This window comes from Rhodococcus sp. 06-156-4, assembly GCF_002259345.1.
GTDB lineage: Bacteria > Actinomycetota > Actinomycetes > Mycobacteriales > Mycobacteriaceae > Rhodococcoides > Rhodococcoides fascians_E.
In genome coordinates, this window is record NZ_NPGB01000018.1 from 540558 (window position 1) to 560241 (window position 19684).

Below are 19684 nucleotides of genomic sequence, written 5' to 3' on the forward strand. Positions count from 1 at the left end.
ATCGATGCATTCATCGCGTCCTCCTTTCGACGGACCCCGAAGGGAAGCAGCCCACGCGGTTCCGCTCGGTGCACTCGGCACAATGGACGAGTGCACCACACTCTCGACGACGTCATCACCCGCTCGACGGAACTGCTTCGCGCGAAAGATCTCGCCGGCATGTCCCAACTCGTCGCGGACCTGCCGCCTGCCGACGCAGCGCGGATTCTCGAACGTACGGACTCGGCCGAACGCGCGGTGCTGTACCGATTGCTGCCGAAGGATCGCGCACTCGATGTGTTCGAGCAGTTCGACGCATCGGTCCGCAGCGAACTCGTCACCGCGCTGCGAGACGACGACGTCGTCACCCTCTTCGCCGAACTGGATCCCGACGATCGCGTCGAACTCGTCGACGAACTTCCCTCCAATGTGGCGCACCGGTTGATGCAAGGACTTTCACGGACGGAGCGTGAGCTCACCGCGCCGATGCTCGGCTACGCGAAAGGGTCCGTCGGACGACGGATGAGCCCCGAGTACGTCCGTGTCCGCCCCACCACGACGGCGGACGAGGCCCTGGCTCAGGTGCGGGCGATCGGAGCCGGTGCCGAGTCCGTCTATCTGCTTCCGATCACCGACGACAGCCGACGGCTCGTCGGCGTCGCGACGCTCGCCGACGTTGCCACCGCCGACCCCGCGACGGTCGTCGAGAACCTCTCGACGAGCCGGCCCGTCGTCACGGCCGACGTCTCCGCCGAGGAAGCCGCCCGTTCGTGCCTCGACCATCGAAGCCCAGCCGTCGTGGTCGTCGATTCGGAGAATCGCTTGATCGGCATCCTCACCATCGACCAGGCATCACGCATTCTCGAAGATGCCGAGGACGAAGATGCGGCTCGTGCCGGCGGCACCGAGCCTCTGCGCCGGCCGTACCTGGCCACTCCGGTGCTGAGCATCGTGCGATCGCGTGTGGTGTGGCTGCTTGTCCTCGCGCTGTCCGCCATTCTCACCGTGCAAGTACTCGAAATCTTCGAGCATGCGCTGGCTGCGGTGGTGACGCTCGCACTGTTCATTCCGCTGCTCACCGGAACCGGTGGCAACACCGGATCCCAAGCCGCCACCACGGTGACTCGTGCACTTGCCGTCGGCGACGTACGCCCGCGCGATATCGGCGCGGTACTGTTCCGCGAAATTCGCGTGGGCGCAACGATGGGCGCGATGCTCGGAACGCTCGGATTCGTGATCGCAGGCCTTGTCTACGACTGGCATCTCGGCCTGGTCATCGGATCCACCCTCCTCGCGATCTGCACTCTGGCAGCTACTGTCGGGGGCGCGATGCCACTGTTGGCCAAGAAGATCGGCGTCGACCCTGCCGTGTTCTCGACGCCGTTCATCTCGACGTTCTGCGACGCAACGGGATTGATCGTCTACTTCGCGATCGCGAAGCTCGTGCTGGGCGTCTAGGCCGCTGGGGTGTCTAGGCCGCTGGGGTGTCTAGGTCGATTGGGTGTCTAGGCCGATTGGGCGTCTTCCTGCGCGGCCTGGGCCTGGGCGACCTGTTGGGGGGTGAAGCGAATGAAGAATGCCGCGAGACCTGCCACGACGGCGAGGATGGAGCAGCAGAAGAGCGCGAACATGTAGCCCGAGCTGAGGGCGCCGAGCTGAACGTCGTTCATCAAGGTCGCCGGGCCCGTGGTGCCCCCCAGTGACAGCGTGCGGGACGTGACCAGCGCGCCGACGATCGCGAGTGCCACCGGGCCGCCGAGTGTCTGCGCGACGAGGGCGATGGCGGTCAAGGGGCCGATTTCGGTGGCCTGCACCCCGGCGATCGCGCACAGTGGAAGAGGGATCGACGCCATGCCGACGCCGAATCCGATGCCGATGACCGGGAAGAAGATGCCGGGGAAGTACGACGAATCGGCGTCCATGGTGGCCACCGAGAACAGAAGCCACCCGATCATGATCAACGCACCGGTCATGACCAACCATCGCGGTTGAATACGTACGACGAGTTGAGAGGTGATGAACGCGGCAGCGCCCAGTCCGAAGGCGAACGGAACGAACGCGAGGCCCGCCGCCAACGGGCTGTAGCCCAGGATGTCCTGAACGAACAGGGCGACGAACGCGGCCAGGCAGAACATGACGCCGCCGGCGAAGAAGATCGCCACGAAGGTGGCGACCCGGTCTTTGCTCGCGAACAGAGAAAACGGAAGCAGCGGGTTGTCCGCTCGGCGCTCGACGACGAGGAACAGACCCAGCAGGATCAGACCCGCGACGAGCGAACCGACCACCAGTGGACTGAGCCACCCCAGTTCGGTGCCTTCACTGAGCGCGAGGACCACGCCGGTACAGCCGAGGGTGCCGAGTATCGCTCCGGGGAAATCGAGGGCCAAGCGGACGCCTGCGGTTTCCTTCAGTGACACCACCGCGAGGATCACGATCAGGATGCCGATCGGCACGTTGATCAGAAAGATCCAGCGCCAGGACACCTGAGTGAGCGCACCGCCGATGATGAGTCCGGCGATGGAACCGACCCCGGTCATCGCGGCGTAGATGGCGATGGCCTGATTTCGCACCGGGCCCGGTGCGAAGGTCGTCGCCACGAGCGCAAAGGCCGTCGGCGACGCCACTGCCGCACCCACGCCCTGCAGTGCGCGCGCGGCCACCAACGTCGCTTCGTTGACGGCGAGCCCGCACAACAGCGACGCGATGGTGAACAGCACGACGCCACCGAGGAACATCTTCTTACGACCGAACGCATCGCCGAGGCGCCCGCCCAGAAGCATGAGGCCGCCGAACGCCAGTGCGTACGACGTCAACACCCAGTTGCGACCCGCGTCGCTCAATCCCAGATCCGCCTGCAGCGGCGCCAAAGCCAGATTGGCCACCGTCCCGTCGAGAACCACCATGAGCTGCAGTCCGCTCAGAACAATGATCGCCAGACCGAATGCCCTGGTGGTGACCGGGTAGACGATCTGCGTCGTGGGCGCTGCGGGCTGCGTGTGATCAGGCACGGGGGTTCACGTTACCGAGAGTTCACAGAAAAACCAGCAACGGTTCCGATTACGACGATCGCAGGTGGACGTATGCCCTCGTCCTTGACCTTCTGGGCCACTGTGGAGAGGTCCGCCCGTACCTCACGTTGGGTACGCATCGTCCCCTCCTGGACCACGAGGACCGGCGTCGACGCGGCTCGTCCGCCGTTCATCAGCACCGCCGCGAATTTGTCGATCCGCTCGACGGCCATCAGGAGCACGATCGTGCCCTTGAGTCGCGCCAGTGCGTCCCAGTCGACGAGAGAGTCGGGGTGGTCCGGCGCGACGTGTCCGCTGACGACGACGAATTCGTGAGTCACACCTCGATGCGTCACCGGCACGCCCGCAGCGGACGGCACGGAGATCGCACTGGTGATTCCCGGCACGACGGTGACCGGGATTCCCGCGTCGGTGAGAGCTTCGAGTTCCTCGTAACCACGGCCGAAGACGTACGGGTCCCCGCCCTTGAGCCGGACGACGAACTTCCCTGCCTTCGCTCCGTCGATCAGCGCCTGGTTGATCGCCTCCTGGGCCATCGCGCGTCCGTACGGAATCTTCGATGCGTCGATGACCTCGACGTGTGGGCCGAGCTCGGCCAGCAACTCCGGCGGCGCGAGCCTGTCGGTGACCACGACGTCGGCATAGGTCAACAGGCGACGCCCGCGAACGGTGATGAGGTCGGGATCACCCGGGCCACCGCCGACGAGTGCGACGCCGGTGTGCGGGGCGTGTGCGGCGTCGGTGACGACACCGGACTGCAGAGCTTCGAGCACCGCGGTCCTCACCGCAGCCGACCTACGGTGCTCTCCCCCGGCCAGCACACCGAGCGTGAGTCCGTCGTAATCCGCCGACGCCGGGGTGACCGCGGTGCCGTCGCGCGCGACGTCCGCGCGAACGCAGAAGATTCTGGCCCGTTCGGCCTCGGCGACGATGGCCGCGTTGGTCTCGGCCTCGTCGGTGCACGCGATCGCGTACCACGCGTCCGCGATGTCTCCGTCGCGATAGTCCCGCAGGTCCAGCGTCACCTGACCAGCCGTCGCCCAGCCCTCCACCGCGGGTGTCGCCTCACGAGTGATGACATGAACCACCGCACCCGAGGAGATCAACAACGGCAGCCGACGCTGCGCGACAGTGCCACCGCCGACGACGACAACACGCCGTCCGGACAGATTCAGGCCGACCAGATAGGGAGAATCGGTCGCGTCGGACTCACTCGATGTGGAGACATTCACGGTACGAAACGCTACCGCGTTGCCCTGGGTGCTCGCTCCCGCAGGCCTCGCGGGCGCTCGACCCGTGTTTCGTCCCAGACGGGCTCACTCGATTCGCGGACCTGCCCGTCGGATCCGAAGACGAGGAACCGGTCGAAGCTGCGCGCGAACCATCGGTCGTGGGTGACGGCGACGACCGTTCCCTCGAATGCTGTGATGGCGTCCTGCAGCGAGTCCGCGGACACCAGGTCGAGGTTGTCCGTCGGTTCGTCGAGGAGCAGCAGGGTGGCGCCGGACAGTTCCAGCAGCAGGATCTGAATCCGTGCCTGTTGCCCACCGGACAGGTTGTCGTACAACTGCTCTGCGGCGAGTGACAGGCCGTAACGATCGAGTGCACGGCTCGCGGCTTCGCGACCCATTCCGTCACGGTGCTCGTTGCCGAGATGCAGGATGTCCAGCAACGTCTTGCCGTGGAGATCCGGCCTGCTGTGAGTCTGCGCGAACAATCCTGGCCGCACCCGCGCACCCAACACGGCGGTGCCGCTGTGCGGTACGGGCGCGATCTTGAGTTCCTGGACCGGGAGGTGCTCCCGCTCGGGGTCGGTACCGCCCGCCGCCAGCAGCCGAAGAAAGTGCGATTTGCCGGATCCGTTGGAACCGAGCACGGCCACCCGATCACCGAACCAGATCTCCGTGTCGAACGGCTTCATCAACCCGGTCAGCTCCAGTCCGGTACACACCAGCGCGCGTTTCGCGGTGCGCCCACCGTGCAGCCGTACCGTCACCTTCTGCTTCAGGGGAACCGCCTCGGGAGGGCCCGCGTCCTCGAACCGCGTGAGCCTCGTCTGCGCTGCCTGATAGCGAGCGGCGATGCCGTCGTTGAACTTCGCTTTCTCCCGCAAACGGAGAACGAGCGCCCGCAGTTTCACTCGTTCCTCGTCCCAGCGGCGGCGAAGTTCGTCGAGCCGGGCGTTCCGGTCCTCGCGCGCGTCGTAGTAAGTGGCGAAGCCTCCGCCGTGGACCCAGGAGGTGGCCCCGTTGAATCCCGGTTCGAGAGTGACGATGCGGGTGGCGGCATTCGCGATGAGCTCGCGGTCGTGGCTGATGAAGAGCACGGACTTGTCCGACTCACGAATCGTCTTCTCCAACCACCTCTTACCGGGAACGTCCAGGTAGTTGTCCGGTTCGTCGAGCAGAAGCAACTCGTCGGAACCGGCGAACAACGCCTCGAGCACGACACGCTTCTGCTCGCCACCGCTCAGAGTCGACACATCACGCCACTTCGCGACGTCGAACGGTGCACCGAGCGCCGCCATCGTCACCTTGTCCCAGAACGGTTCCAGATCGTATCCTCCGACATCGCCCCAATCGGACAGCGCAGCAGCGTAGTTCATCTGCGTCTTCTCGTCGTCCGCCTCCATCATCGCGTTCTCGGCCTCGTCCAGAGCCTCGGCGGCTCGGCGCACCGCGAGCGAGGACACCGACAGCAACAGATCCAGAACCGTCGTTCCGCCGGCTCCACTCCCGACCCCATGGGTCGCTCCGCCGGCTCCACTCCCGGCCCCACGGGTCGTTCCGCCGGCTCCACTCCCGACCCCACGGGTCGTTCCGCCGGCTCCACTCCCGACGAACTGACGCATGACTCCGAGCGCACCCGATCGGGTCACGGCGCCGTCCTCGGGCTCGATATCGCCGGAGACGATGCGAGTCAACGTGGTCTTGCCTGTGCCGTTCGGTCCGATCAACGCCATCTTGGCGCCGTCACCGACACGGAATCCGACGCCGCTGAGAAGCTGCCTGCCGTCGGGCAGGAAGTAGTCGATGTCGGTCAGTTCGAGGTGAGCCACGCCGACAAATCTATGTCAGGGAGTCAACGTCATTTTTCGAGTGGTGGTCAGGGTCTGTCGGCCGACGGGATCGACGTGCGCATGCTCGACGCTCACCCGCGCCGTCTCCCCCTCGGTCGTGAGAAGCATGACGCCGTTGTCGAACCACGGCCCGGCCTCGGCTTCCCAACTCACGTCGGGCGGCGGCACCTTGGCTCCCCGTGCGAGCGAAGCCAGTACCCGCGCGGCCGGACGTTTGATCGCCAGCCGGTTCACGGCACGAATCGGTAGGTTCAGCGGGTTGCGGAACGGCGACATCGTCAACTGGTACGTCGCCGGAACGTCGCCGCCCACCCCGAACTCGGCTCGCGCGACGTACGAGCAGTGCACGTCGCCGGAAAGCCACATGATGCTGGCGGGTGCGTCGTCGCTTCTGGAGATCTCGCGCACCAGCGTCGCCATGTCCAGGAACGACTTTCCGAACGCGGCCCAGTGCTCGAGATCCAGGTCGATTCGGAGCTTCTCTCCTACTCGCGCCGCGAGCTTGCCCCAGCTCCCCTGTGCCACAGCCTCGTTCCACTGTTCGAGATGATGCAGTGCGGGCAGCATCAGATACGGCAGTGACGAGCCGAAGAGCAGGTGCCGCGGAGACTTCTCGAGCGCTCGTTCCCTGACCCACGCCCACTCGACGTCGTCGACCATCGCGCGCCGGCTCGGATCGAGGTCACGCGAGCACCGGGAGTCGATCATGATCAACCGAGTGTCACCGAAGTCCCGGTAGAAACTCCACCGGCCGGTCTCGGGCACCTCGTCGACTCGCAGCGAGAACTCGGAGAGCAGGCGTTCACGATCCTCGTCGGTCGCAGCGGCCTTCACCTGTGCGTACAGCTCGTCCCGACCGAGCTCGTCGGGCGAGAGATTGCCAAGGTGCTGATACACCCAGTACGACGAGAACGCACCCACGACACGGTCCTTCCACCAGGGCCTGGTCTCGATGTCGGCGCGCCACGACGCCGACGAGTTCCAATCGTCACGCAGGTCGTGATCGTCGAGAATCATGCACGACGGCACGCTCGCGAGCAGCGTCCTGACCGGCTCGACTCCCCACGACTCGTGGTAGAGCCACGAGTACTCCTCGAAGTCGCAGATCTCGTCGGCCGCGTCGGTGTCGCGGGCACTCGCCGGACCGTCGCCCGCGGCTCGTCGAGCGCGCAACCTCTCGATGATCTCCGGCGACGGGTCGTCGGCGTAGACCTGGTCGCCGAGCAGGAGCAGCGCCTGCGGCCACTCCTCCGGTCCCTGCCCGGCCATGCGGGTGCCGAGGCCCGCGAGCGCATCCGCGCCGATTCGCTGTAGGGATTCGTCGCTGTAATTGTCTCCGCGCCTGCAGGATCCGAACGCGAAGGTCACCGGACCGTGCCGGTCGATGGTATGAATCGCCGCGGTTGCACCCGGTTCGGGCCAGACGACGCGGCCGTCGAACGTCGAGTCGTAGGTGATGGCGGTGTCGGCAGGCAGATCGGTGAGCGCGACGAGCGCGTAATGGTGACCGTGAACGCCCCACGTCGAAGCCTCACCGCGCACACCGGTGTCGGTGGTCACTCGGACGGTCCCCGGCCGGTCGAACTCGAACCAGAACGTTGCATCGTGCGCACCGACATAGCGGACGAGAGGACCGAGTACGAGCGGTGAAGACGTCATCGTCACCACGATGCCCTGAGTCCGCTCGACGCGCCACTGTGGCCGGTCACAGCAGCGCTGCAGCGACCGTCACACCGCGGGCACTCGTCTTCGCGAGTACGAGGCGTCCTTCGGTTGCGCGCAGCGCCGCCGCCTCCGCGACACTGGGCGTTCCGGTGGCGGCCCGCGTCCGAGCGGACGGTTCGGTGACCGTCACCGCCGCAAGTTCCTCCGCGGACCACAGGTGAAGCGTCACACCGAGGGACTCGGCGACGGGAAGCATCTGAGCGTCCTTCGACTCCAGCGTGGACAACGCCACGATCGTGAACGTCGTCGGTACGACGTCACGCAGGACGGCGAGGCAATCCGCCACCGACGCCGTCGACGTCGCTCCGATACCCACGACCACGTGCGTGGCCGCCGGCGTCACGCGCCCGCTCTGGTCTCGTGGGAACGCGCGGAGGCGAACGTCGCGCAGGCACCGACGAAACGACGGACCGACTCCGGGCTGCCCGCCGGGTGCGTGTGCAGGTACGACGCGTGTACACCGCCGCGCACGAATCCTTCCTGCACGAACGCCCGCTCCGCTGCCACGCTGGGGTTCCGCCACCCCCACGCGGAGTGCAGGTCGGTCGAGGGCGCCTGATCCACGAGCCTGGTCCGATGGAACTCGTGCCCGCTCACTCGTTGCCCGGCGTCGAACAAAACGGACGTCTCCAGCGCCACCGCATCGCGATAACCGAGAGTGAGCGACGTGCCGAAGCGTGCTTCGATGTCGAGCACTCCGGCCATCGAGTGCCCGTCGAGTTCGCGCGCCAGGTACAGGAGCCCGGCGCATTCCGCGTGGATCGGAATGCCGCGGTCTGCTGCGGCGCGGACGTCGGCGAGCAACGCGGTGTTCGACGCCAGCTGTTCGGCGTGCTCCTCCGGAAAGCCTCCGGGGACGACGACTCCGGATGTGCCGTCGGGCAGCCCGTCCGTCAGTGGGTCGAACACCGCGACATCGGCTCCCGACGCTCGGAGAAGTTCGATGTGTTCGGCGTACCCGAAGGTGAAGGCGGGCCCTCCCGCCATCGCCACCACGGGACGGGTCTCGTAATGCCTGCCCACCTCGCCCGCGGGGTCCCACGGTCGATCCTGCACCGCCGAGCGGGCCAGTGCGACGATCGCGGCGATGTCCACGTGTGCGGTGACGAGGTCGGACATCGCATCCACGGCCGCCCGTGCCCGGCCTCCGTGCTCCAGCGCGGTGATCAGTCCGAGGTGCCGGGACGGCACGGCCAGTTCCGCCATCCGGGGCAGCGACCCGAGAACCGGCACGCCGACACGTTCGCACGCTTGACGGAGCACCTCCTCGTGGCGAGGACTTCCCACTCGGTTCAGGATCACGCCGCCGATGCGAACGGACGTGTCGAACGTCGAGAACCCGTGCAGCACAGCGGCCAGACTCTGACTGTGGCCTCGTGCGTCGACGACCAGTACGACCGGCGCACCGAGCATGGCTGCGACGGCGGCCGTGGAGCCCTCGGCTGTGGCGGCGCCACCACCGGACATGTCGATCTTGCCGTCGAACAGGCCCATGACGCCTTCGACGACGGCGATGTCGCAGCCCGCGCTTCCGTGTCGATACAGCGGACCTATCCGCTGGGCGCCGACCATGACCGCGTCGAGATTGCGGCCCGGGAGCCCGGTCGCGAGTGCATGATAGCCGGGGTCGATGTAATCGGGGCCGACCTTGAACGGGGCGACACGACGCCCGGCACCACGCAGCGCACCCATCAAACCCGTTGCCACCGTAGTCTTTCCGCTCCCGGATGCCGGGGCGGCGATGACGACGGCGGGAACGGAGGTGGTCACCATTCGATTCCGCGTTGGCCCTTGCGGCCCGCGTCCATCGGATGTTTGATCTTCGCCATTTCGGTGACCAGATCGGCCGCGTCGATCAGCGCTGCAGGTGCATCGCGGCCGGTGATGACGACATGCTGATTACCCGGCCGACTCCGAAGCACGTCGACGACCTCGTCGACGTCGACCCATCCCCACTTCAACGGATACGTGAATTCGTCCAGGACGTAGAACCGGTGCGTCTGCTCCGAGAGTCGCCGCGCGATCTCCGCCCACCCGTCGGCAGCGGCTGCAGCGTGGTCCACCTCGGACCCCTTCTTTCGGGTCCAGGACCAACCTTCGCCCATCTTGTGCCATTCGACAGCGCCTCCGACACCCGAAGATTCGTGGAGTTCGCCGAGCATCGTGAAGGTTGCTTCCTCACCGACCTTCCATTTGGCGCTCTTGACGAACTGGAACACACCCACGTCGAAACCCTGATTCCACGCGCGTAACGCCATCCCGAACGCAGCGGTCGACTTCCCCTTGCCCGGCCCGGTGTGCACGGCCAGTACCGGTTGATTGCGACGCTGCCGGGTGGTCAATCCGTCCTGCGGTACCGATCCCGGAAGCGGAACTCCCTGAGGCATGCTTCTCGCCTTCCTACGCGGCCGCGCGTACGACGGCGGCGACGCGATCGGCCGACAGATCGGCCAGACGGACGTACCCGCCCTGCAGGTGGCGGGCGAACTCGGCGGCCAATCCGAGCCGAACCATCCCCGACTCGCAATCGACGACGACGGAACCGATGTGATCACCCGCGATGCGGGATGCCGCTGTGCGCGCGCGACCCACCGGATCCGGTCCGCCCGTCGCGCGCCCATCGGTCATCGCCACCACGAGGGCACGGCGCAGCGGGTCGCGAACCTTCTCACGCAGAACGACGTCGCGCGCCGTGACGAATCCCTGAGCAAGCGGTGACCTGCCGCCGGTCTTCATTCTTCGCAGTCGTGTGGCGGCGACGTCGACGCTCGACGTCGGAGGCAGCACCAACTCGGCGTCCCGACCGCGAACAGTGATGACCGCGACCTTGTCTCGTCGCTGGTACGCGTCACGCAGCAACGACAGAACTGCACCGGTCACCGCGGAGAGACGATCCCGTGCCGCCATGGAACCGGATGCATCGACGACGAAGACGATGAGGTTGCCTTCGCGGCCCTCACGCACCGCACCCCGAAGGTCGGACGGCTGCAACACGAATCGGCCGGACTGTCGACCTCGCGCGACCTGAGACTCCGCGGCAGCGAACAATGTCCCCACCAGGTGTAGTCCCTTGCCCGGCTCCGTCGTCGACCGCACGACCCGTCCCTGCGGCGAGCGCGCCCTGGACCTGCGACCCGGGGCTCCCTCCCCGACGCCGGGAACCTCGATCGATCGCGCACGAAACTTCTCGCCGGGTGTTGCGGCGTCTCGCTCACTCGCCTGTTTCTCGGGGGCGTCGGGCTTGTCCGTCGACGACGTGCCGGGCTGTGGCCCGGGATCGGGCTGCGGTTCGCCGCCACCGTCGTCTCCGCCCCCGTCGTCTCCGCCACCGTCTCCACCTCCGTCGTCGTCGGGTCCCGGATCCGACTCGGCGGAGGACTCCGCTTGCTCGGCGGCATCCCGCATCGCGTCGTCGAGGGCCGACTCGTCGATACCCGGTTCGTCGAAGGGATCTCGCCGACGCCGATGCGGCAGTGCGAGTTCCGCGGCGACCCGGACATCGGATTCGTCGACGGCATCGGCGCCGCGCCAGGCGGCGTGCGCCGTGGCCGTGCGAGCCACGACCAGGTCGGCTCGCATGCCGTCGACGTCGAATGCGGCACAGAGAGCGGCGATTCGGCGCAGCTCGGTGTCGTCGAGCACCACATCGGCCAGCGCCTCGCGTGCGTGCACGATCTTCCGTGCAATCTCCGCGTCGGAGTCGGCGTACTCGGCCGCGAACTCCTCGGGATTCCGTTCGTAGTTCAGGCGGCGCCTCACCACGTTCATCCGGGTGTCGACATCGCGGGACGCGGTGACCTCGACCGCCAGTCCGAATCGGTCCAGCAGCTGAGGCCGAAGCTCTCCCTCTTCCGGGTTCATGGTCCCGACGAGCACGAACTGCGCTGGGTGCGAATGAGATACACCGTCACGCTCGATGTGCACGCGGCCCATCGCGGCCGCGTCGAGCAGGACGTCGACGAGGTGGTCGTGCAGCAGATTGACCTCGTCGACGTAGAGCACTCCACGGTGCGCCGCCGCCAGCAGACCCGGCTGAAACGCGCGTTCACCGTCACGTAGCACTTTCTCGAGATCGAGCGAGCCCACCACTCGATCCTCGGTTGCGCCGACGGGCAGCTCGACGAGCCGTGCAGGCCTGGTGACGCCCTCGTCGTCGACGGCAGGCAGCAGCGCTGCCAATGCCCGGACGACGGTGGATTTGGCGGTCCCCTTCTCGCCGCGCACCAACACACCACCGATACCGGGGTGGACTGCGCAGAGGATCAGGGACAACCGCAGCTGCTCCTGACCGACGATCGCACTGAACGGATAGCCGGGCTGCTGCACGAGAGAACTCCTTCGTCCCGGCGGACTCCGCGCCGGAGAGGTGACGAGCCCGCCGATCCGGCGGGCGTACTGCGAAGTTGTGCGGTGATCTGACTTCGGTGCTTCGGCCCCTGGGGACCGAAGCACCTACACAGTGGCGGGACCGTGCCTGATTCACACAGGACTTCCCCGCATCAACTTCCTGGTCGTCGAACGACCGGTCCGATTACGCCTCGCTCCAAGGAGTTCCGCCCCCACGACGCATGGGGGTGTGCGGAATTCCGTCCTCGAGCACTTCCTCCCCGTCGGGCAGGAATCCGTGCTTGGCGTACATGTCGACGAGGTAGCTCTGTGCATTGATGCGGCACGGTGCCGAACCCACCTCGGCGAGCGCTGCGCGCAGGATGCGAGTGGTGTGACCCTGCCCGCGCGCAGACCGCTGTGTGCAGAGCCGGCCGATGCGGAACGCCTTTTCTCCGTCGTCGTGCTCTTCCAGCAGGCGCAACGTACAGACGACTTCGCCGTCTCGTTCCAGCCAGAAGTGCCGGGTCTCGGAGAGGAGGTCTCGACCGTCGAGCTCAGGGTAAGCGCACGCCTGCTCGACGACGAACACCTCGACACGCAACTTCAACAGGTCGTACAACGTCTTGTTGGACAGGTCCAGAGCCCAGGAACGCTTCAGGGCAGCAGCTTGCGTAGTCATCAGCTCTTGCTATCACACGCCGCTGGGCTGTGCGACCTGGGTGGTCTGCCCGAGTTCGAGGCGAGCCGACGTCCAATCGAAGACCTCGCGGAACAACGCCCGGTCCTCGGCGAGCTTCTTGCCGAGCGAGGGCACCATCTCCTTCAGCTTCGGCTGCCAACCGTCGTAGCGGTCACCGAAGCAGCGCTGCAGCACGTCGAGCATCGCCGGCACCGCGGTGGACGCACCCGGCGACGCGCCGAGCAGACCCGCGATGGAGCCGTCGGCCGCGTTGATGACAGCCGTTCCGAACTCGAGCACTCCGCCGCGGCCCTTCTTGCGAATCACCTGCACACGCTGACCGGCCGTGACGAGCTCCCAGTCCTTACCGACGACCTGGGGCGCGAACTCACGCAGGGTCTCGACGCGATCGGCTGCCGACTGCGCGAGCTCGCCGACGAGGTACTTCACCAAACCGAGCTCGGTCACACCGACGCCGAGCATGGACATCAGGTTGCCCGGCTTGACCGAGCTGGGGAGATCCGTGAACTTGCCCTGCTTCAGGAACTTCGGCGACCACCCTGCGTAGGGGCCGAAGAGGAGTCCGGGCTTGCCCCCGATGACGCGTGTGTCGAGGTGCGGCACCGACATCGGCGGCGCACCGACGGACGCTTTGCCGTACACCTTCGCCGAGTGCTGGGCGATTAGGTCCGGGTTGGTGCAGCGCAGCCATTCGCCGCTGACGGGGAACCCACCGAAGCCCTTGATCTCGCTGATCCCGGACTTCTGCAGCAGATGCAGAGCACCGCCGCCTGCTCCGACGAAGACGAACTTGGCGTTGACGGTCTTCTTCTCACCGGTCCGCAGGTTCGCGATCTTCACGTTCCACGTGCCGTCGGACTGCTTGGTGATGTTGGTGACGTCGGTGCCGAAGTGGACGGTGCCCCCGGACCCGGAGATGTAGTTGAGCAACTGACGGGTCAGCGCGCCGAAGTCGACGTCGGTGCCCTCGTCGCTCCAGTTCAGAGCGACAGGGTCGGAGAAATCGCGGCCCCCGCCCATCAGTGGCAGCCGCCGGGTGAACTCGTCCGGACTGTCGATGTACTCCATGCCCTCGAACAGCGGGTTCGACGCCAGTGCGTCGTACCGAGCGCGGAGGTACTTCACGTTCGACTCGCCGTGGACGAAGCTGACGTGAGGAATGGGGTTGATGAAGTTCTTCGGGTCGCTCAGCACGCCGGATTCGATGCTGTGCGCCCAGAACTGACGCGACACCTGGAACTGTTCGTTGACGTTCAGCGCCTTGGCGATGTCGACGGAACCGTCTTTGTTCTGCGGGGTGTAGTTCAGCTCACACAGAGCGGAGTGGCCGGTGCCGGCGTTGTTCCACGCGTCGCTGCTCTCGGCAGCGGCCGCGTCGAGTCGCTCGTACACGTCCAGCGACCACTCGGGTTCGAGCTGCTTCAGCAAAGCCCCGAGGGTGGCGCTCATGATTCCGGCGCCGACGAGAACCACGTCGGTCTTGACCTGCTGTTCTTTTGACACTGGAGAATCGACTTCCTTGTCCGTGAGTTCTCGCTCGGCGACTGACTGCTTCGACTGTTCAACTTTTCGGTGGCGGTTACGTTACCCGTCCGTACGTACCCGATTCGACGCGCCTGAAAAGCCCTGCTCCGATTGTGCTCCTCGTACGCCGCCCGACGCTCCTACTACAGTTGTGATCTGTGACTACCTGGGTGCCCGATGTCCTCGGCGACGGCTACGAACAGACCACCATCACGCTCGGCGACGACCCCGACGGCGAGGGGACGGTCGAAGCGACCCTCGTGCGGTATCAACCGTCGGGGACGGATTCTGCTCGTCGCGCGGTGATCTACGTGCACGGGTACACCGACTACTTCTTCCAGCAACACCTCGCCGAGCATTTCGCGGCCAAAGGATTTGCGTTCTACGCGCTCGACCTGCGTAAATGCGGACGTTCCTTGCGCGAGGGACAGACGCCGCACTTCGTGACCGACCTCGAGATGTACGACGCCGAACTCACCGAAGCTCTGTCTCTGGTTCGCCAGGACACCGGAGGCGGGTCGGTACTACTGACCGCACACTCCACCGGAGGACTGATCCTTCCGCTGTGGCTGGACAGGCTCAATCGCAGGAGCGGCGGGACAGCCGCGCAGGGAATCGACGGAGTCGTGCTCAACAGCCCGTGGTTCGACCTACAGGGACCGTCTGCGATCAGAAGCGTCGGAACGACCGCGATCGACGTCATCGGCCGGGTGAAGGCGAAGACTCCCGTGCCGGGCACCGGCCTCGACACCTACGGCGTGTCGCTCGCCGCGTCGGAGCAGGGCGAATGGGAGTACAACCTCGACTGGAAGCCGCTGGCCGGGTTCCCCGTCACGTTCGGCTGGATCCGAGCGATCCGGCACGGACACGCGACACTGCACCGCGGCCTCGACATCGGCGTTCCGTCGCTGATTCTCCGCTCCAAGGTCACGCATTTCTCGCGGAAGTACAGCTCGCAGACCGACGCGGCCGACGCCGTTCTCGACGTGCGTCAGATCGCACGGTGGGCCGGATGCCTCGGCGACCGGACCACCATCGTTCCCATCGAGGGGGCTCGTCACGACGTCTTTCTGTCCAAGGAGACGCCCCGGAAGCAGGCGTTCGACGAGATGAACGAGTGGATCGACTGGCTGTACCGCAGCGCCCACATAGACCGCGAATCCGGACAGAACCACAGCGAGATCGGAACCATTCGATGACCACACCCGAGCACTTCGACATTGCGATCATCGGATCGGGGTCGGGAAACTCCATTGCCGACGAACGCTTCGCCGACCTGAAAGTCGCGTTGTTCGAGGAGCATTCGCCGTTCGGGGGCACCTGCCTCAACGTCGGGTGCATTCCCACCAAGATGTTCGTGTACGCCTCCGAGGTCGCACAGACCATCCGTGATTCCTCGCGTTACGGCATCGATGCGTCGATCGACAAGGTGCGCTGGCCGGACATCGTCGACCGCGTGTTCGGCCGCATCGACCCCATCGCCGCCGGAGGCAAGGACTACCGCGAGAACGGCAGCCCCAACGTCACCCTGTTCAGCAGTCACGCCACGTTCGTCGGTCCCCGCACGATCGACACCGGAACCGGCTCGGTCATCACGGCCGATCAGGTCGTCGTCGCCGCCGGGTCCCGTCCGGTGATTCCCGACGCGGTCGCCGAGTCCGGCGTCCGCTACTACACCAACAGCGACGTCATGCGGCTCCCCGAGCTCCCCGAGCACCTCGTCATCCTCGGATCCGGCTACATCGCAGCCGAATTCGCTCATGTCTTCGGCGCACTCGGTTCGAAGGTGTCGATCGTGGCCCGCAAGAACGCCTTGCTGCGCGGGCTGGACGTCGACGTGTCCACCCGATTCACCGAGCTGGCGCAGCGAAGCTGGGACGTCCACCTGGACTCGGGCGAGGTGTCCGCAGTCTCGGACGGCGAGCGCGTCGGCCTCGAGCTGAAGGACGGAACCCGTGTGCTGGGCGACGTCCTGCTCGTCGCCGTCGGGCGTGAGCCCAACGGCGATCGACTGGGCGCGGAGGCAGGAGGCATCGAGCTCGACGACGAAGGACGGATCGTCGTCGACGAATTCGGCCGCACCACCGCAGACGGCGTGTTCGCCCTCGGCGACGTGTCGTCGGAGTACCAGCTCAAGCACGTCGCGAACCACGAAGCCCGAGTCGTTCAGCACAACCTCCTGCAGCACGAGTGGAACGACACCTCGTCGCTGCGTGCCTTCGACCACCGATTCGTCCCCGCCGCGGTGTTCACGCACCCTCAGATCGCCGAGGTCGGGCTCACCGAGGAGCAGGCGCGCGACGAAGGGTTCGACATCGCCGTCAAGATTCAGGACTACGGCGACGTCGCATACGGCTGGGCGATGGAGGATCGCGACGGATTCTGCAAGATCGTCGCAGAGAAGAAGACGGGTCGAATTCTCGGCGCCCACGTCATCGGTGCCCAGGCTCCGACGGTGATCCAACCACTCATCCAGGCCATGAGTTTCGGCACCACCGTCTCCGACATGGCACGAGGCCAGTACTGGATCCACCCGGGCCTGCCCGAGGTGGTCGAGAACGCGCTCCTCGGCCTGGACATCTGATTCGTTAGGTCACCAGGGGCTGGTGCGCAGCACGATCTCCGTGGCGAGCTCGGCCGACGCGGCCGAGGGAATGTTGTCCACACCGTCGAGTCTGACGACACGGAAATCGCCGTAGACGAGGCGGCCACTGGCGTCGGCCCCCGGCGCCTTGGTCGACCTGCCGATCACGAGTGTCGTCGGGATCTCCACGGCCGGGCAGTCGGCTGCGCGCACGGTTCCGTTCTCGTCGGCGATGGCGGGGTGGGTTCGGTCGCACACCACCAGTGACGTGAACTTTCCGAACGTGCGTGCTGCGAGGCCCCAGGCCAGCTCCGCGCCCACTCCGCTGCCGACGAGGTGCACCCAGGGCAACCCGAGTTCGGTCAGCAACTCGAGCACTCCATCGTGGTCGAGCCCGTCGATGTCCTCCACCGCAACGGTTTTGAGGTCCGAGTTGTGCAGCCGCTCGGCTACGCCGTCGTACACATCGGGGGCATCGCCTGCGTCGGGGAGCAGCAGCACGACGTGCCGCGATTCCGGACCGGCGATGCGCAGGGTGCAGCTCCCGCCGCGGGCTGCAACGTGCTTGTGATCCATGGGATACGACGCTACTGCACCCCGATGCCGCCGATCCACAACGGACCACTTTGCTCCTCGCTGTTGCGTTACCCCGATCCGGGTTCTATGGTTAGTTACATGAGTAACGAACCACTTAACCACCCGGGCTCATGGAGCTCGCACTGATGGACGAAGGTCGCCCGCTCTTCATCCAGATCGCCGAGATGGTGGAGAACTCGATCATCGACGGCGGACTCGCCGAGGAGAGCCAGGTCCCCTCGACCAACGAGCTGGCTGCCTTCCATCGCATCAACCCCGCAACCGCAGGCAAGGGTCTGGCCAAGCTGGTCGCCGACGGAATCCTCTACAAGAAACGAGGGATCGGCATGTTCGTCACCACCGGCGCCCGCGACGCATTGAGATTTCGTCGCCGAGACGATTTCGCCGATCAGTTCATCAGGCCGTTGGTCACCGAGGCACGCAAGCTCGGCGTGACCGTCGACGAACTCAAGTCCATGCTCGACAACTGGGAGGAAGCACCATGAACGCCCGTCACGACCTCACCGTGGTCGACGACACTCCAGTCATCGCTTCGGTCCGCAACCTCACCAAGACCTACGGGGACTTCACCGCAGTCGACGGTGTCGACTTCGACCTGCACGCCGACAAGATCTACGGTCTGCTCGGTCGCAACGGCGCAGGCAAGACGACGGTCATGCAGTTGCTCACGGCGCAGAATCGCCAGAGCGCGGGCACCGTCGAGGTGTTCGGGATGCCGCCGTTCGAGAACGGCGCGGTCTCGGCCGACGTCTGCTTCGTCAAGGAAAGCCAGAAGTACCCCGACGACTTCAAGGTCCGTCACGTACTCACCTGCGCTGCACGGCTTCTCCCACACTGGGATCAGGCCTTCGCCGACGACCTGGTCCGCGATTTCGACCTGCCGCCGTCGCGCAAGGTCAAGAAGCTCTCACGCGGTATGACCTCCGCGCTCGGAATCGTCATAGGGCTGGCGTCACGTGCACCGCTGACATTCTTCGACGAACCGTACCTGGGACTCGACGCTGTCGCGAGACACATGTTCTACGACCGCCTGTTGGCCGATTACGCCGAGAACCCGCGCACGATCGTGCTGTCGACCCACCTGATCGACGAGGTGAGCGACCTGATCGAGCACGTGCTGCTGATCGACAAGGGGCGGATCGTCATCGACGCCGACGCCGACGCTCTACGCCACAGCGCATTCGTGATATCGGGCGCCGCGGACGCCGTCGAGAAGTTCGTCGCTAATCACACCGTGCTGCACCGAGAGTCACTCGGGTCCATGGCCAGGGTCAGTATCGACGCTGCCCTCACCGACGCGCAACGAGCACACGCATCCTCGCTCGGCCTCGCCGCCGAACCACTGTCGCTGCAGCAGTTGGTCATTCGGAACACCACCGCGTACGGCCGGGGCGCCTCCCTCACATCCGATCACGCCACCAAGGAGTCGGTCTCATGAAACGAACGTTCGACGTCGCTCGTCTGCACACGGTCGCATGGCCGCTGATCATCGGCTGGCCTCTCGGAATCCTCGCCATCTCGTTCGCCATCTGCTACGTCATCTTCGCGTTGATACCCACCACCGACAGCGACTACAACTTCACCGGTGCGCTGTTCTCGATGTACGGATTTGCGGTGGGGTTCTATCTGCAGGCCGTGACCCAGACGTTCCCGTTCGCGCTCGGAATATCTGTGACCAGACGCGAATTCTTCTCCGCCACGGCACTCGTCGGCGTCGTTCAATCTGCAGTACTGGCGACCGTCGTGTGGATTCTGTCCGCCGTGGAATCCGCCACCGGAGGCTTCGGCGTCAAACTGCGCATGTTCGGAATCGTCCGATACGTGACGGACAATCCAGCCGTGCAGTGGTTCGGCTTGTTCGCGACGCTGCTGCTCGTCGCCGCGATCGGATTGTTCCTGGGAGTCGCCTATCAGCAATACCGAGTGAACGGCGTCCTCGCCATCGGCCTGGGCACCGTCGTCCTCGTCGGAGGTGGCGCCATCCTCGTCACATGGCAACGCTGGTGGCCGCAGGTAGGACGGTTCTTCCTCGACACGCCTGCGCTCGTACTGCTGGGCGTCGTACCTCTGGTTCTCGCCGGACTGTTCGCGGTCACCGGATGGGCAGGGTTGCGGTCGGCAACACCCTGAAAAAACGT

General features: G+C 65.8%; 17 protein-coding genes and 1 riboswitch. Of the genes, 6 read left to right on the forward strand and 11 right to left on the reverse strand.

Annotated elements, in window-relative coordinates; all coding sequences use genetic code 11:
• The first annotated feature begins 90 nt into the window (after window positions 1-90).
• Complete coding sequence (gene mgtE, locus CH290_RS13310) at window positions 91-1437, forward strand: magnesium transporter (RefSeq protein ID WP_020110270.1); 1347 nt, start codon at window positions 91-93, stop codon at window positions 1435-1437.
• 47 nt (window positions 1438-1484) lie between these two features.
• Here mgtE and CH290_RS13315 read toward each other — a convergent pair whose 3' ends face one another.
• The 10 genes from CH290_RS13315 to mqo form a co-directional block, all read right to left on the reverse strand.
• On the reverse strand, window positions 1485-2987 hold the full coding sequence (locus CH290_RS13315; protein WP_033189599.1) for an MFS transporter: 1503 nt from the start codon (window positions 2985-2987) through the stop codon (window positions 1485-1487).
• A gap of 11 nt (window positions 2988-2998) precedes the next feature.
• On the reverse strand, window positions 2999-4240 hold the full coding sequence (gene cobA, locus CH290_RS13320; RefSeq protein ID WP_019664208.1) for a uroporphyrinogen-III C-methyltransferase: 1242 nt from the start codon (window positions 4238-4240) through the stop codon (window positions 2999-3001).
• An 11-nt stretch (window positions 4241-4251) separates the two neighbouring features.
• On the reverse strand, window positions 4252-6066 hold the full coding sequence (locus tag CH290_RS13325; RefSeq protein ID WP_033189598.1) for an ATP-binding cassette domain-containing protein: 1815 nt from the start codon (window positions 6064-6066) through the stop codon (window positions 4252-4254).
• A 15-nt stretch (window positions 6067-6081) separates the two neighbouring features.
• The gene (locus CH290_RS13330; protein ID WP_230621011.1) at window positions 6082-7746 is read right to left on the reverse strand and encodes a DUF7800 domain-containing protein; all 1665 of its coding nucleotides are present in this window, start codon (window positions 7744-7746) and stop codon (window positions 6082-6084) included.
• Window positions 7747-7792: 46 nt separating this feature from the next.
• Window positions 7793-8155 carry a cobalamin biosynthesis protein gene (locus CH290_RS13335; protein WP_019664211.1) on the reverse strand — a complete coding sequence of 121 codons (363 nt, stop codon included), beginning with the start codon at window positions 8153-8155 and terminating at the stop codon, window positions 7793-7795.
• Window positions 8152-9585, reverse strand: coding sequence for a cobyrinic acid a,c-diamide synthase CobB (locus tag CH290_RS13340; protein WP_170947579.1), 1434 nt, complete (start codon window positions 9583-9585; stop codon window positions 8152-8154). The genes CH290_RS13335 and CH290_RS13340 overlap by 4 nt, the downstream gene beginning before the upstream one ends.
• Entirely contained in the window at window positions 9579-10199 is a 621-nt protein-coding gene (gene cobO, locus CH290_RS13345; RefSeq protein ID WP_019664213.1) for a cob(I)yrinic acid a,c-diamide adenosyltransferase, read from the reverse strand. The genes CH290_RS13340 and cobO overlap by 7 nt, the downstream gene beginning before the upstream one ends.
• Window positions 10200-10212: 13 nt before the next feature.
• The gene (locus CH290_RS13350; RefSeq protein WP_033189595.1) at window positions 10213-12138 is read right to left on the reverse strand and encodes a magnesium chelatase subunit D family protein; all 1926 of its coding nucleotides are present in this window, start codon (window positions 12136-12138) and stop codon (window positions 10213-10215) included.
• Between the two features lie 44 nt (window positions 12139-12182).
• A riboswitch (adenosylcobalamin (AdoCbl) riboswitch) is annotated at window positions 12183-12332 on the reverse strand.
• An 11-nt stretch (window positions 12333-12343) separates the two neighbouring features.
• Entirely contained in the window at window positions 12344-12820 is a 477-nt protein-coding gene (locus CH290_RS13355) for a GNAT family N-acetyltransferase (RefSeq protein ID WP_019664215.1), read from the reverse strand.
• Between the two features lie 12 nt (window positions 12821-12832).
• On the reverse strand, window positions 12833-14344 hold the full coding sequence (gene mqo, locus CH290_RS13360; protein WP_033189594.1) for a malate dehydrogenase (quinone): 1512 nt from the start codon (window positions 14342-14344) through the stop codon (window positions 12833-12835).
• 179 nt (window positions 14345-14523) lie between these two features.
• Here mqo and CH290_RS13365 point away from each other — a divergent pair, with 179 nt between their 5' ends.
• The gene (locus CH290_RS13365) at window positions 14524-15564 is read left to right on the forward strand and encodes an alpha/beta hydrolase (protein ID WP_026347628.1); all 1041 of its coding nucleotides are present in this window, start codon (window positions 14524-14526) and stop codon (window positions 15562-15564) included.
• Complete coding sequence (gene mtr / locus CH290_RS13370) at window positions 15561-16949, forward strand: mycothione reductase (RefSeq protein ID WP_019664218.1); 1389 nt, start codon at window positions 15561-15563, stop codon at window positions 16947-16949. The genes CH290_RS13365 and mtr overlap by 4 nt, the downstream gene beginning before the upstream one ends.
• A gap of 9 nt (window positions 16950-16958) precedes the next feature.
• Here mtr and CH290_RS13375 read toward each other — a convergent pair whose 3' ends face one another.
• Complete coding sequence (locus CH290_RS13375; protein ID WP_019664219.1) at window positions 16959-17525, reverse strand: alpha/beta fold hydrolase; 567 nt, start codon at window positions 17523-17525, stop codon at window positions 16959-16961.
• A 143-nt stretch (window positions 17526-17668) separates the two neighbouring features.
• On the opposite strand from CH290_RS13375, the gene CH290_RS13380 reads away from it, so the two are divergent.
• Genes CH290_RS13380 through CH290_RS13390 form a run of 3 tightly spaced genes read left to right on the forward strand, consistent with a single transcriptional unit; the run spans window position 17669 to window position 19676 of the window.
• Window positions 17669-18031 carry a GntR family transcriptional regulator gene (locus CH290_RS13380; RefSeq protein WP_026347629.1) on the forward strand — a complete coding sequence of 121 codons (363 nt, stop codon included), beginning with the start codon at window positions 17669-17671 and terminating at the stop codon, window positions 18029-18031.
• Window positions 18028-18984, forward strand: a complete 957-nt coding sequence (locus CH290_RS13385) for an ABC transporter ATP-binding protein (RefSeq protein WP_019664221.1) — start codon at window positions 18028-18030, stop codon at window positions 18982-18984. The genes CH290_RS13380 and CH290_RS13385 overlap by 4 nt, the downstream gene beginning before the upstream one ends.
• Window positions 18981-19676 carry a hypothetical protein gene (locus CH290_RS13390; protein ID WP_033189593.1) on the forward strand — a complete coding sequence of 232 codons (696 nt, stop codon included), beginning with the start codon at window positions 18981-18983 and terminating at the stop codon, window positions 19674-19676. The genes CH290_RS13385 and CH290_RS13390 overlap by 4 nt, the downstream gene beginning before the upstream one ends.
• The last annotated feature ends 8 nt before the right edge of the window (window positions 19677-19684 follow it).

Coding starts and splice junctions, on each gene's coding strand:
- CH290_RS13330 (WP_230621011.1), bottom strand. CDS start 7,746: ATGACGTCTTCACCGCTCGTACTCGGTCCTCTCGTCCGCTATGTCGGT.
- CH290_RS13340 (WP_170947579.1), bottom strand. CDS start 9,585: ATGGTGACCACCTCCGTTCCCGCCGTCGTCATCGCCGCCCCGGCATCC.
- cobO (WP_019664213.1), bottom strand. CDS start 10,199: ATGCCTCAGGGAGTTCCGCTTCCGGGATCGGTACCGCAGGACGGATTG.
- CH290_RS13355 (WP_019664215.1), bottom strand. CDS start 12,820: ATGACTACGCAAGCTGCTGCCCTGAAGCGTTCCTGGGCTCTGGACCTG.
- mtr (WP_019664218.1), top strand. CDS start 15,561: ATGACCACACCCGAGCACTTCGACATTGCGATCATCGGATCGGGGTCG.
- CH290_RS13375 (WP_019664219.1), bottom strand. CDS start 17,525: ATGGATCACAAGCACGTTGCAGCCCGCGGCGGGAGCTGCACCCTGCGC.
- CH290_RS13385 (WP_019664221.1), top strand. CDS start 18,028: ATGAACGCCCGTCACGACCTCACCGTGGTCGACGACACTCCAGTCATC.
- CH290_RS13390 (WP_033189593.1), top strand. CDS start 18,981: ATGAAACGAACGTTCGACGTCGCTCGTCTGCACACGGTCGCATGGCCG.